This is a genomic window from Pseudomonas sp. DSP3-2-3 (genome assembly GCF_049898225.1).
Taxonomy (GTDB): domain Bacteria; phylum Pseudomonadota; class Gammaproteobacteria; order Pseudomonadales; family Pseudomonadaceae; genus Aquipseudomonas.
This window is the reverse complement of the sequence record NZ_JAFCXH010000040.1, coordinates 22,544-33,717: the sequence shown is the minus strand read 5'-3', so window position 1 is coordinate 33,717 and position 11,174 is coordinate 22,544. Positions and strand designations below refer to the sequence as shown.

Sequence of the window (11,174 nt, the reverse complement as noted above, 5' to 3'; positions counted from 1 at the left end):
CGCTCCCACGAGGTCTGTGTCCGATGCATGCTTTTGTGGGAGCTTCCGAGCAGCGCGAGGCTGCGCTAGCGGTCTGTCTGACCCACCGCTTCGCGGCCGTCGTAACCTCCGAACGCTCCTACAATGGTTTTACATGTTTCATTAAATCGGCAACTCAATCACAAATCGCGTCACACCCTTGGCTGACTCACAGCGAATCGTCCCGCCATGGGCCTGGATGATCGAGCGGGTGATCGCCAGGCCCAATCCCGCATGTTCATTGCTTTCCCGGCGAGCCGGGTCGGCGCGATAGAAACGGTCGAACAGTCGCAGCAGCGTTTCTGGGTCAATCGTCCGGCCGCTGTTTTCAATGCTGATCGCAACCCCGCTTGGCGCATGGCCAAGGTTCACCTTCACGTAGCCATCTGCCGGGGTGAAGCGCAGGGCGTTGTCCAGCAGGTTGGAAAAAACCCGACGCAGCATCGTGCGGTCGCCTGCAAGGGTGGCTTGTCCTTCGCAGCTCATGCTGACTTGCGCGTCTTCGGCCAGCGGTGCGAAAAATTCCAGCACTGCGTTGGCTTCTTCATGCAGTTGCAAGTGTTCGCGCACCGGAATCAACAAGCCATGCTCAGCCTTGGCCAGGTACAGCATGTCATTGACCATCTGCGCCATGCCTTGCACTTCTTCCAGGTTGCCCAACAACGCCTCACGATAATCTTCCAGCGGGCGCTCGCGGGTCAGGATTACTTGGGTGTGGGTCAGCAAATTGGATAACGGCGTGCGCAATTCGTGGGCGATGTCGGCGGAAAATGCCGAGAGGCGCTCAAAGGCATCCTCCAGCCGACCGAGCATGGCGTTGAAGGCCTGGGTCAATTCGGCCAGCTCGCTGGGCATTTGCTCTTGCGGCAGGCGGGTGGTGAGGGAGCTGGCCGAAACGCTGGCGGCAATCTGGCTCATCTGGCGCAACGGGCGTAATCCACTGCGCGCCGCCCACGCGCCAAGCAGCGCAGTGGCCAGCGCCGACAGGCCGATGGTCAGCCAGATCAAACGCTGCATGCGTTGCAGGAAGTGCTGGTGATGGGTGATGTCCAGCATCAGCGTCAGCTGTGGCGAATCAGCCGACTGCTCCCGCAACGGCACGCTATAGATACGATAGGCCGCCTCGGAATCACTCAGGGTGTGCAGCCCCGAGTGAGCGGGTTGCTCGACTTTCAGGTTCGAATTATCAAACCAGATAGCGCCGTCGGCGCCGCTGACCCGTAACGAAAGGTCCGGCTGACGGCCCAGTTCCGCGCGCAGCTGCGCTTCTCGGGCGATGAATCCTGCACGAGTCGCTACACCGTTCAACGCGCTGCGCAACTGCGGCAGTTTGCTGTCGAGCAATTGCTGGTCCAGTTCCATGAAATGCGTTTCGCTGGCGTGATTGAACAGCACGCCAGCGGTCAGGGAGACTACGGCGGTGCAGGCTGCAAACAGCAGCGCCAGGCGGCTGGCCAGGGAGATTCGGCGAATCACGAGGGGCGCTCTTCAAGCACGTAACCCATGCCGCGCACGGTATGAATGAGCTTGTTGGGAAAATCGTCATCAATTTTCAGGCGCAGGCGGCGTATCGCGACTTCGATTACGTTGGTATCGCTGTCGAAATTCATGTCCCAGACCTGTGAAGCAATCAGCGACTTGGGCAGCACTTCGCCCTGGCGGCGCATAAGCAGTTCCAGCAGGGCAAACTCCTTGGCGGTCAGGTCGATGCGTCTGGCGTTACGTTCGACGCGCCGACGCAGCAAGTCCAGGCGCAGGTCCGCGAGTTGCAAGTGGGTTTCCTGAGCGACGCTGTTGCCACGCCGCAGCAGAGTGCGCACCCGGGCGAGCAGTTCAGAGAAGGCGAAAGGCTTGATCAAATAGTCGTCGGCCCCCAGTTCCAGGCCCTTGACCCGATCGTCCACGGCATCCCGCGCGGTCAGGAACAACACCGGTGTCTCCAGACCGGCGCTGCGCACGGCTTGCAGGATCTGCCAGCCACTTCGGCCCGGCAGCATCACGTCGAGAATCAACAGCGCGTAGTCGCCGGTCAGCGCCAGGTGTTGGCCGGTATTGCCGTCAGCCACCAGTTCGGTACTGAAGCCTGCTTCGCTCAAGCCTTGGCGCAGGTAATGGCCGGTTTTCGGTTGATCTTCGACGATCAGTAATTTCATGAGTGACTCATAAGCTTCAACGAAGGCTGCTTTATAGCGCGGGTGGCGTTAACAGGTGCCAACCTGACAAAGTTGTAATCTTGTCGTCAGCTCGCCGCCAGTGCCCGGCTTGTAATGTGTGACGATCGATTGTCGCTCATTTGGAGACACCTATGCGTTCCCTCGCACACCTCACGCTGGTCATTGCAATGCTGGCAGCGAGTCAGCCATTGCTCGCATCGCCAGCGGCGTCGTTTGACTTCGGCCATGCTGCGCCTGCGGCACAGGCGACCCGAACCGTTGAATTGACGCTGGGTGATATGTATTTCGAGCCCAAGTCCGTGCAGGTCAAAGCCGGTGAGACGGTGCGGTTCGTGTTGGTCAACAAAGGCCAGTTGCTGCATGAGTTCAATCTTGGCGATGCGGCCATGCACGCGCGGCATCAGCAAGAAATGCTCAAGATGCAGGAAAGCGGCATGCTGACGCCAACCACGATGAGTCATAAGGACATGGCGCATGAGATGGGCAATGGCAAGATGGCGATGCAGCATGATGATCCCAACAGCGTGTTCGTCGAGCCGGGTAAAACCGCCGAGCTGACCTGGACCTTTGCCAAAGCCAGCAACCTTGAATTTGCCTGCAATATCCCCGGTCACTATCAGGCCGGAATGGTGGGCAAGCTGACGATCACCGAGTAGTCGCTGAAAACCGGGCATAAAGTCTATAAACTGCCGGTCTATTCCGTCCGTTTCATGTGATCCAGGTACCGTCATGCATCCCGCAGCCGAACACTCGCCGCTGGGCAAGTCCAGTGAATACATCGCCACCTACACGCCGTCGCTGCTGTTTCCCATCCCTCGCGCTGCCAAATGGGCCGAGTTGGGGCTGACGGCGCAGACCTTGCCGTATCAGGGTGTCGATTTCTGGAACTGCTTCGAATTGTCCTGGCTGCTGCCATCCGGCAAGCCGGTGGTGGCGATTGCCGAATTCAGTATCCCGGCGGATTCGCCGAATATCATCGAATCCAAGTCCTTCAAGCTGTACCTGAACTCGCTGAACCAGACGCCGTTCGCCGATCGCGCCGAGCTGGTGGCCACCCTTGAGAAGGATCTGTCCGCAGCAGCGGGCAAGCCAGTGGGCGTGCGGATTCGCAGCCTGGCCGATATCGAAGCTGAGGGCGTCGCGGCGCTGCCGGGCGTGTGCATTGATGATCTGGATGTGACGATTCACAGTTACGACCGCCCGCAACCGGAATTACTGCGTTGCGATGATTTGCGAGTGGTGGAGGAGGCGGTACACAGTCACCTGCTCAAATCCAATTGTCCGGTGACCAGTCAGCCGGATTGGGGCAGCGTTGCGGTGGAGTACCGGGGCGCGGCGCTGGATCACGCGAGCCTGTTGGCGTACATCGTGAGCTTCAGGCAACATTCGGATTTTCACGAGCAATGTGTCGAGCGCATCTTTCTGGATCTGCAACGCCTGCTCAAGCCGGAAAAACTGACCGTGTACGCGCGCTATGTGCGCCGTGGCGGGCTGGATATAAATCCGTATCGCAGCACTGAAACGATCAGTTTCGAGAACCGCCGGTTGGCGAGGCAGTAGATCGCACCAGTTTGTGGGAGCGAGCTTGCTCGCGAAGGCGTCAATACATTCAATGGGATTGTCAGCGTTTGAATGATTGTCTTCGCGAGCAAGCTCGCTCCCACGGGGGTGAGTCAGATCAAATCCCGATATTGCCCAGCGTAACGATGATGTTGCGCAAGGTCCCGGCAATGCCTGGGTGGTCAAGTTCGAAGCGTTCTACCGCCAGGTTGACGTCGTCAGCAAGATTGGAATCCTGGGTGGCGCTTTCCAGTTCGATTTGCGATTCGATCTGTTGCATCAGCTGATGCAGGTTTTCGCGTTCGCTCTCGGACAGCGGCGGGTTCTGCTCCAGTTGCTCGCGCAGGGTATTGAGTTGTTCTTGCAGTTCGCGGGCAGGCATGACGTGCTCCTTCATTGATAAGTCTGTCCCATGGACCTCGTCGCTGGGCTAAAGGTCCGCTATGGGTGTAAGACTAATCCACTACGCCGCGGCCTGCATGATGTTGATCAACGCAGAGACACAGATCAGGGTTTTTCGCCTTTGCTGCGGCGTAAGGCGATGTCGGCCAGGCAGGATTCAAACTCCCCCAGATGATCGATCACCGAATGCACGCCCAATGCGTAGAGCTGCAAGGTGGCCTGGCCGCGACGGTATTCGCGCTCGGCGTTGCTCAGTGCTTGCCATTGTGCATGAGACAACCCGCACAGCGAGCCGCAGGACGCGAGGCCGACCGTCCATAACCCGGCGTTGAGGCCTGCCTGCAACAGTTTCGGTTCGCCACTGACCAACACGCTGCCGTCGAGCTGATTGACGCCCAATGCCATGAGCGCCTGCCAGCAGGCGTTCGGGGCAGGCCAAGGCGTCGATGCCTTTGGAGCCGGCACGATCAATGACGTCAGCGAACGTGCGAGCAATTCGCTGACTGTTTCCGGTAATTCATCCAGCCACGCGCAGGGAACGCCTTGTCTGCTCAGACTTTGCAATACCTGAAGAGCGCCTGCCGTAGCCTGGCCCTGGTCGCTGCTGACCAGCTTTTTCGAGGCTTGCGCGCCGAAATCCACCAGGCAGCCACTCAGGCCGAACAGTACGGCGGTAAAGGCGGGCAGGGGGGCTGTGACCGGCGCGAGCATGGTGATCTCTCTGAAATACCGAGAAACGCTACTGGCCTTTTGTGACACCGAGATGAACGTCTGATGATGGTGTTTAAAATGTTTTGCTGCTCTGACAGTCCTGGCCGTCAGTGATGCTGCCTTATTTTGCCGATATGGCTTTATACTGCCCGCCTTGACGTGGGGGCGTAGCACCCGCTTGATTACTTTGACTAGGAGTGTCAGCTATGCCCTTGACCGGTGCAGGCTTATTTGATCGTCTGGCTCAGCTGTGTTTTTGCGCCGGTGTAGCGCTGGTTCCGATGGCCGCTCAGGCTGCCGAGGAAGATCCATGGGAAGGCGTCAACCGCGCCATCTTCCGTTTCAACGATACGATCGATACCTATGCCTTGAAGCCGATTGCACAGGGCTACCAATACATCACCCCGCAGTTTGTCGAAGACGGCGTGCATAACTTTTTCAATAACATCGGTGACGTGCGCAATCTGGCCAACAACGTTCTGCAGGCCAAACCTGCCGACGCTGGCGTGGACACGGCTCGCCTGATCTTCAACACCACTTTTGGCGTGCTGGGCTTCATCGATGTGGGGACCAAAATGGGCCTGCAACGTAACGATGAAGACTTCGGTCAGACGCTGGGTTACTGGGGTGTAGGAAGCGGTCCGTTTGTAATGCTGCCATTGCTCGGCCCAAGCACCGTGCGTGACACGGTTGCGCTTTACCCGGACACCTACACTTCGGCGTATCACTACATTGATCACGTACCGACCCGTAACAGCGCACGCGCCGTGAACATCGTCGATACCCGCGCCAGCCTGCTGTCGGCCGAACGCCTGATCACCGGTGACAAATACACCTTCATCCGCAATGCGTATCTGCAGAATCGCGAGTTCAAGGTCAAGGATGGTCAGGTCAAGGACGATTTCTGATCGCCCGTGCTTGAATGAATAAAGGCGACCTCAGGGTCGCCTTTATTCTTTGTGAAGTGTGAACCCGTTCCGCAGCGGTTCAGCTCATGGACACAATGGTCAGCCCCAGTTTCTGCCCGCCGTCTTCCAGGTCGGTCAGCCAGACCACTTCCGTTTCCGCCTCAAGGCCTTTGAGTGCGGCGTGCTCCGAATCGATTCTGACGCTCAGCTTGTCGCCGATCCTGAAGGTGCGCGGCGCCTGCACCTGCATGCCAGAGCTGGACAAATCAATGCATACGGCGGGAATGATCTGGCCGGCATACAGCAAGCTGATGTCGGCATCCACACGCATGCGGATGTAATCGCGCTTTTCGTCGTAGTCTCGATCATTTCGGCTCATGGTTTGTCCTTCACTTTAGTTGCTTATTTGCCTGTTCTTATAACTCTGGGTGATTTGCGATGTAAAGACGCAAAGCGACCGCCGGAGCACGCTTGAAACGCCCGGCGGATGGGAGTACCGTCTGCGCCTTGAAGGGCACCTCTGAAATGGCATGCGCAGGGCGAAAAGCACGGCGCGCGGTTCAGAGAGGCTAGAAGCGAATCCAGTAAGCTGACCCGTACAACGAGTCGTTTACGCCAACCTAATCTGGCGCCGTTTGCCCACATGCAAAAAACCAGTGCCACGCTGCTGATAATCGATGACGACGAAGTGGTGCGAGCTAGCCTCGCCGCCTATTTGGAAGACAGTGGCTTCAGCGTCCTGCAAGCGAGTAATGGCTTGCAGGGTATCGAGCTGTTCGAGAAGGAAAAGCCTGATCTGGTGATCTGCGACTTGCGCATGCCCCAGATGGGTGGACTCGAACTGATCCGTCAGGTCACCAGCCTTGCTCCCGAAACGCCGGTCATCGTCGTCTCGGGCGCCGGTGTCATGAATGACGCGGTCGAAGCGCTGCGTCTGGGCGCTGCTGATTACCTGATCAAGCCTCTTGAAGACCTTGCGGTCCTCGAGCACTCGGTCCGCCGCGCACTGGATCGTGCCCGCCTGTTGCAGGAAAACCAGGTTTATCGGCAAAAACTCGAAACCGCCAATCGCGAACTCGAAGCCAGTCTTCATCTGTTGCAGGAAGACCAGGATGCCGGTCGCCAGGTGCAGATGAACATGTTGCCGATCAGCCCCTGGGCGATCGATGAATTCAAGTTTGCCCACGAAATCATCCCGTCGTTGTACCTGTCCGGGGATTTCGTGGATTATTTTCGTGTCGATGAGCGCCGGGTTGCGTTCTATCTGGCGGATGTTTCCGGGCATGGCGCTTCTTCGGCGTTCATTACGGTGTTGCTGAAGTTCATGACCACGCGGCTGTTGTTCGAATCCAAGCGTGGTGGCACTTTGCCGGAATTTAAGCCGTCGGATGTGCTTGGCCATATCAACCGAGGCTTGATCAGCTGTAAGCTGGGCAAACACGTGACCATGGTTGGCGGTGTCATCGATGAAGAGACCGGCAAATTGACCTACGCGGTGGGCGGCCATTTGCCGTTGCCGGTGCTGTACACGCCGGGTGAGGCGCGCTATCTGGGCGGTCGTGGCTTGCCAGTCGGCTTGTTCAATGAGGCGACTTATCAGGACCATGAAGTTGATTTGCCGGAGTCGTTCAGCTTGACTCTGCTATCAGATGGCATTCTGGACCTTTTGCCCGGTGATACACTGAAAGAGAAAGAGGCCGTACTACCAGAGTTGGTAAAAACGGCGGGCGGCAGCCTGGATGGCCTGCGGCAGATTTTTGGATTGGCCACGCTAGGGGAGATGCCGGATGATATCGCCTTGTTAGTGCTGAGCAGGAACCTTGAATGAGTACCGGTAGAATCCAGTTCGCCGAGCAGGACGGCACCTTCGTCCTGAAGTTCGTTGGGGAAGTGCGTCTGACCCTTTGTTCGGCTTTGGATGCGACGATTGAACGAATTTTCACTGCGCTGAATTTTTCGGCCGTCGTCATCGATCTGACCGAAACCCGCAGCATCGACAGTACGACGCTCGGCCTGCTGGCCAAGCTGTCGATTTTGTCTCGGCAAAAAGTCGGGCTGTTGCCGACGGTCGTGACCACCCATGAAGACATCACCCGGCTTTTGCAGTCGATGGGTTTCGATCAGGTGTTCAACATCGTCGACCGCCCGATTCCGCGTCCTGAGTGCCTGACGGATCTGCCATCCCAGGATCAGTGCGAGGAAGTGGTCAAGGCCAAAGTGCTGGAAGCGCACAAGATCCTCATGGGCCTCAACGATTCCAACCGTGAAGCCTTTCACGATCTGGTCAACGCCCTCGAACGTCACTAGGTAGCGCCAAATCGCAGGCATTAAAAAGGGCGACACCCGCGAGGGTGTCGCCCTTTAGTGCATTCAGACCTTGGCTGAGAGCAACGCCTCAAGCTTTTCCTGATCGCGAGCAAATTGACGAATGCCTTCGGCCAGTTTTTCGGTGGCCATCGCGTCTTCGTTGGAAGCCCAGCGGAACTGGCTTTCGGTCAGGGTTTGACGTGGCTCACCGGCATTGCCCGGCGCCAGCTTGCGCTGCAGCGGGCCGGTGTCGTCGGCCAGCTTCTGCAAGAGGTCGGTGCTGATGGTCAAGCGGTCGCAACCGGCCAGCTGTTCGATCTGGCTGATATTGCGGAAGCTGGCGCCCATGACCACGGTCTTGTAGTCATTGGACTTGTAGTAGTTGTAGATGCGGGTCACGGATTGCACGCCCGGATCTTCGGCGCCGACATAGTCCTTGCCTTCGGCTTTCTTGTACCAGTCGTAGATGCGGCCCACGAACGGCGAAATCAGGAACACACCGGCATCGGCGCAGGCCTGGGCCTGGGCGAAGGAGAACAGCAGGGTCAGGTTGCACTGGATGCCTTTCTTTTCCAGTACTTCGGCGGCACGGATGCCTTCCCAGGTCGATGCCAGCTTGATCAGGATGCGATCCTTGCCGATGCCCGCCTTGTCGTACAGGCTGACCAGGCGCTCGGCGCGCTCGATGCAGGCGTTGGTGTCGAAGGACAGGCGCGCATCGACTTCGGTGGACACGCGACCCGGCACAACCTTGAGGATTTCCTGGCCGATAGCGACGGAGAAACGGTCACAGGCCAGATTGATATCGCCGTTGCTGCCGCTGAACGCTTCTTTCAGGCGGTCGCTGTTGCTGTCGCTCGATGCGGCTTTGAGCAGCAGGGAAGGGTTGGTCGTGGCATCGACCGGCTTGAGCTTTTCAATCGCTGCGAAATCGCCAGTGTCGGCGACAACGGTGGTGAATTCTTTGAGTTGATCCAGCTTGGAAGTCATGAGTGTGCTCTGTCCTGTGCGGTTGGATGACATTACCCGAGCATTGCCAGCCTCTCAAGCGAGCTGTGTAAATCCGCGAGAGGGCAACGACTCGATTGTGCTGGTTTTGAGCCTCAGTCAGGCTGCTTGTTCCCGGCAAATTGAGAAACCTGGACCGCTGGCGTTCGGCGTTTTTCCCTGATGCGGAGTTCTCTTGGTAGACTTGCAGCCCTTCGCCACACAGACTTCGAGACACGTTGAGCTAATGTCACAGACAACCGCCACGCAGATGAATCCCGCCTCTTCGCTTTCCCGTCGGTTTTCCGTTGCCCCCATGATGGACTGGACTGACCGCCATTGCCGGTTTTTCCTGCGCCTGCTGTCGAAAAATGCGTTGTTGTATACCGAAATGGTTACCACTGGCGCGTTGCTCAATGGTGACCATGAACGTTTCCTGCGCCATGACGAGGCCGAGCATCCTTTGGCGTTGCAACTGGGCGGCAGCGTTCCGGCCGAGCTGGCGGCGTGTGCCCATTTGGCGCAGGACGCGGGATATGACGAGGTCAATCTGAACGTCGGTTGCCCCAGTGACCGGGTGCAGAACAACATGATCGGCGCCTGCCTGATGGCGCACCCGCAACGGGTGGCCGATTGCGTCAAGGCCATGCAGGATCGGGTCGCGATTCCGGTCACGGTCAAGCATCGCATCGGCATCAACGGCCGGGACAGTTACGCACAGCTGTGCGATTTCGTCGGTACGGTGCGGGACGCAGGTTGCACCAGTTTTACCGTGCATGCGCGGATCGCGATTCTGGAAGGCCTGTCGCCCAAGGAAAATCGGGATATTCCACCGTTGCGTTACGATGTTGTGGCGCAACTGAAAGCTGATTTCCCCGACCTGGAAATCATCCTCAACGGTGGCATCAAGACCCTTGAGCACTGTCAGGAGCACTTGCAGATTTTCGACGGCGTAATGCTCGGCCGCGAGGCGTATCACAATCCTTATGTGCTGGCGCAGGTCGACCAGCAGTTGTTTGCCAGTAACGCGCCGGTGATCAGTCGGGCTGAAGCCTTGGCCGCCTTGCGTCCCTACATTGCGGCGCACATTGCCAGCGGCGGCTCGATGCATCACATCACCCGCCATGTGCTGGGTCTGGGCCAGGGTTTTCCGGGGGCGCGACGTTTTCGCCAGTTGCTCTCGGTGGATATTCACAAGGCCGAGAACCCGCTGGCACTGCTCGATCAGGCTGCGCTGCTGCTGGAAGGTCGCTAGTTCGCAAATACCGGTAGGCGCAGCCACGCCGCTGAGCCTTGTCCATACTCGTTCGACAGGAGTCCGTTTCACATGACAACTCAAGCCAACAATCCCCTCATCCGACACCTGCACCCCGCCAGCGTCAGTGAGCCATGGGCCAGGGAGTTCGCTGAAGCCATTGAGGTGCCGCTGAATGCGCGTCAACTGGTGTTAAGTGGCGTCGGGCCACAGGTTGCCAACGACGCCGCGCCAGCGGGTTCGGTGCAGGCTTACGGCGATACGGCGATGCAGACGCTGAGCGTGATCCGGCAAATCGAAGCGACGTTGACGCGCCACGGTTATGGACTGGGCGACATTGTCAGCATGCAGGCGCTTCTGGTGGCGGACCCGGCTGCGGACGGCGTTGCGGATTTCGAGGGGTTCTCGGCCATCTACAACCAGTATTTCGGCACACCCGCTCAGCCCAACGTGCCCACCCGAACCCGTGCCCAGGTTATCCGTCTGGTCCCGCCGGGTTGGCTCGTGGAAATGACCGTGACGGCCATCAAGGCTTGACGCTGATCGTTCCAGGGGCGTGAGTCAGGACGACCATTGGTCAGGCGCGCAGCACTCTATTGGCTGGCAGGCTTCCGATAATCATGGCCCGGGTGTCTCCGGGCTCTTGGTGTGAGGTGCCTCTGATGACCAACGTGGCGACAAATCAGCATGATCCCCGGAATGATCCCGGCTTCGATCCCGATTCACCAGACGTTGCCGACCCGCAAATCGATCCCATAGGTCCGGCCAAGGCGCCTGATGACGGTCAGGACGTTGGCTCGGAGAAGCGCGTGGATGACGATCAATACCCGCCTTACGACGACGACAAGTAAA

14 protein-coding genes are annotated in these 11,174 nt (G+C 58.4%); 8 read left to right on the top strand and 6 right to left on the bottom strand.

Annotated features, from left to right (window positions below; translation table 11 throughout):
• Positions 1-141 precede the first annotated feature (141 nt).
• Entirely contained in the window at positions 142-1,491 is a 1,350-nt protein-coding gene (locus ACP7E4_RS27665; protein WP_426119094.1) for a heavy metal sensor histidine kinase, read from the bottom strand.
• Positions 1,491-2,171, bottom strand: a complete 681-nt coding sequence (locus tag ACP7E4_RS27660; RefSeq protein ID WP_426119088.1) for a heavy metal response regulator transcription factor — start codon at positions 2,169-2,171, stop codon at positions 1,491-1,493. Before ACP7E4_RS27660 ends, ACP7E4_RS27665 begins: the two co-directional genes overlap by 1 nt.
• A gap of 152 nt (positions 2,172-2,323) precedes the next feature.
• Between ACP7E4_RS27660 and ACP7E4_RS27655 the strand changes: the two genes are divergently transcribed.
• Together ACP7E4_RS27655 and queF are read left to right on the top strand one after the other, a co-directional pair.
• A complete protein-coding gene (locus ACP7E4_RS27655; protein WP_426119087.1) occupies positions 2,324-2,848 on the top strand; it encodes a cupredoxin domain-containing protein in 525 nt (174 codons plus the stop codon).
• Between the two features lie 73 nt (positions 2,849-2,921).
• Positions 2,922-3,752, top strand: coding sequence for an NADPH-dependent 7-cyano-7-deazaguanine reductase QueF (gene queF, locus ACP7E4_RS27650; protein ID WP_426119085.1), 831 nt, complete (start codon positions 2,922-2,924; stop codon positions 3,750-3,752).
• A gap of 118 nt (positions 3,753-3,870) precedes the next feature.
• Here queF and ACP7E4_RS27645 read toward each other — a convergent pair whose 3' ends face one another.
• Together ACP7E4_RS27645 and ACP7E4_RS27640 are read right to left on the bottom strand one after the other, a co-directional pair.
• Complete coding sequence (locus ACP7E4_RS27645; RefSeq protein WP_426119084.1) at positions 3,871-4,134, bottom strand: DUF4404 family protein; 264 nt, start codon at positions 4,132-4,134, stop codon at positions 3,871-3,873.
• A 125-nt stretch (positions 4,135-4,259) separates the two neighbouring features.
• Positions 4,260-4,865, bottom strand: a complete 606-nt coding sequence (locus ACP7E4_RS27640; protein ID WP_426119082.1) for an HAD family phosphatase — start codon at positions 4,863-4,865, stop codon at positions 4,260-4,262.
• Between the two features lie 206 nt (positions 4,866-5,071).
• On the opposite strand from ACP7E4_RS27640, the gene ACP7E4_RS27635 reads away from it, so the two are divergent.
• Positions 5,072-5,773 (top strand): MlaA family lipoprotein, encoded by a 702-nt coding sequence (locus ACP7E4_RS27635; protein WP_426119081.1) that lies wholly within the window; start codon positions 5,072-5,074, stop codon positions 5,771-5,773.
• A gap of 79 nt (positions 5,774-5,852) precedes the next feature.
• On the opposite strand, the gene ACP7E4_RS27630 is transcribed toward ACP7E4_RS27635, so the two are convergent.
• A complete protein-coding gene (locus ACP7E4_RS27630; RefSeq protein WP_331151372.1) occupies positions 5,853-6,152 on the bottom strand; it encodes a PilZ domain-containing protein in 300 nt (99 codons plus the stop codon).
• 264 nt (positions 6,153-6,416) lie between these two features.
• On the opposite strand from ACP7E4_RS27630, the gene rssB reads away from it, so the two are divergent.
• The gene (gene rssB, locus ACP7E4_RS27625; protein WP_426119079.1) at positions 6,417-7,601 is read left to right on the top strand and encodes a two-component system response regulator RssB; all 1,185 of its coding nucleotides are present in this window, start codon (positions 6,417-6,419) and stop codon (positions 7,599-7,601) included.
• Entirely contained in the window at positions 7,598-8,080 is a 483-nt protein-coding gene (gene rssC, locus ACP7E4_RS27620) for an anti-sigma factor antagonist RssC (RefSeq protein ID WP_020294101.1), read from the top strand. The genes rssB and rssC overlap by 4 nt, the downstream gene beginning before the upstream one ends.
• A gap of 63 nt (positions 8,081-8,143) precedes the next feature.
• Here rssC and tal read toward each other — a convergent pair whose 3' ends face one another.
• Positions 8,144-9,070: a transaldolase gene (gene tal, locus ACP7E4_RS27615; RefSeq protein ID WP_426119077.1), complete on the bottom strand. Its 927-nt coding sequence runs from the start codon at positions 9,068-9,070 to the stop codon at positions 8,144-8,146.
• 244 nt (positions 9,071-9,314) lie between these two features.
• Here tal and dusA point away from each other — a divergent pair, with 244 nt between their 5' ends.
• The 3 genes from dusA to ACP7E4_RS27600 all read left to right on the top strand — a co-directional run bounded on the left by dusA (position 9,315) and on the right by ACP7E4_RS27600 (position 11,173).
• The gene (gene dusA / locus ACP7E4_RS27610) at positions 9,315-10,322 is read left to right on the top strand and encodes a tRNA dihydrouridine(20/20a) synthase DusA (protein ID WP_426119076.1); all 1,008 of its coding nucleotides are present in this window, start codon (positions 9,315-9,317) and stop codon (positions 10,320-10,322) included.
• Between the two features lie 72 nt (positions 10,323-10,394).
• A complete protein-coding gene (locus tag ACP7E4_RS27605; RefSeq protein ID WP_426119075.1) occupies positions 10,395-10,859 on the top strand; it encodes a RidA family protein in 465 nt (154 codons plus the stop codon).
• Between the two features lie 125 nt (positions 10,860-10,984).
• Positions 10,985-11,173, top strand: coding sequence for a DUF6021 family protein (locus ACP7E4_RS27600; RefSeq protein WP_426119073.1), 189 nt, complete (start codon positions 10,985-10,987; stop codon positions 11,171-11,173).
• Position 11,174 lies beyond the last annotated feature (1 nt).

What these genes read in the sequence shown, in the direction of transcription:
- ACP7E4_RS27660 (WP_426119088.1), bottom strand. Translation starts at nt 2,171, where the DNA reads ATGAAATTACTGATCGTCGAAGATCAACCGAAAACCGGCCATTACCTG.
- ACP7E4_RS27655 (WP_426119087.1), top strand. Translation starts at nt 2,324, where the DNA reads ATGCGTTCCCTCGCACACCTCACGCTGGTCATTGCAATGCTGGCAGCG.
- queF (WP_426119085.1), top strand. Translation starts at nt 2,922, where the DNA reads ATGCATCCCGCAGCCGAACACTCGCCGCTGGGCAAGTCCAGTGAATAC.
- ACP7E4_RS27645 (WP_426119084.1), bottom strand. Translation starts at nt 4,134, where the DNA reads ATGCCTGCCCGCGAACTGCAAGAACAACTCAATACCCTGCGCGAGCAA.
- ACP7E4_RS27640 (WP_426119082.1), bottom strand. Translation starts at nt 4,865, where the DNA reads ATGCTCGCGCCGGTCACAGCCCCCCTGCCCGCCTTTACCGCCGTACTG.
- ACP7E4_RS27635 (WP_426119081.1), top strand. Translation starts at nt 5,072, where the DNA reads ATGCCCTTGACCGGTGCAGGCTTATTTGATCGTCTGGCTCAGCTGTGT.
- ACP7E4_RS27630 (WP_331151372.1), bottom strand. Translation starts at nt 6,152, where the DNA reads ATGAGCCGAAATGATCGAGACTACGACGAAAAGCGCGATTACATCCGC.
- rssB (WP_426119079.1), top strand. Translation starts at nt 6,417, where the DNA reads ATGCAAAAAACCAGTGCCACGCTGCTGATAATCGATGACGACGAAGTG.
- rssC (WP_020294101.1), top strand. Translation starts at nt 7,598, where the DNA reads ATGAGTACCGGTAGAATCCAGTTCGCCGAGCAGGACGGCACCTTCGTC.
- tal (WP_426119077.1), bottom strand. Translation starts at nt 9,070, where the DNA reads ATGACTTCCAAGCTGGATCAACTCAAAGAATTCACCACCGTTGTCGCC.
- dusA (WP_426119076.1), top strand. Translation starts at nt 9,315, where the DNA reads ATGTCACAGACAACCGCCACGCAGATGAATCCCGCCTCTTCGCTTTCC.
- ACP7E4_RS27605 (WP_426119075.1), top strand. Translation starts at nt 10,395, where the DNA reads ATGACAACTCAAGCCAACAATCCCCTCATCCGACACCTGCACCCCGCC.
- ACP7E4_RS27600 (WP_426119073.1), top strand. Translation starts at nt 10,985, where the DNA reads ATGACCAACGTGGCGACAAATCAGCATGATCCCCGGAATGATCCCGGC.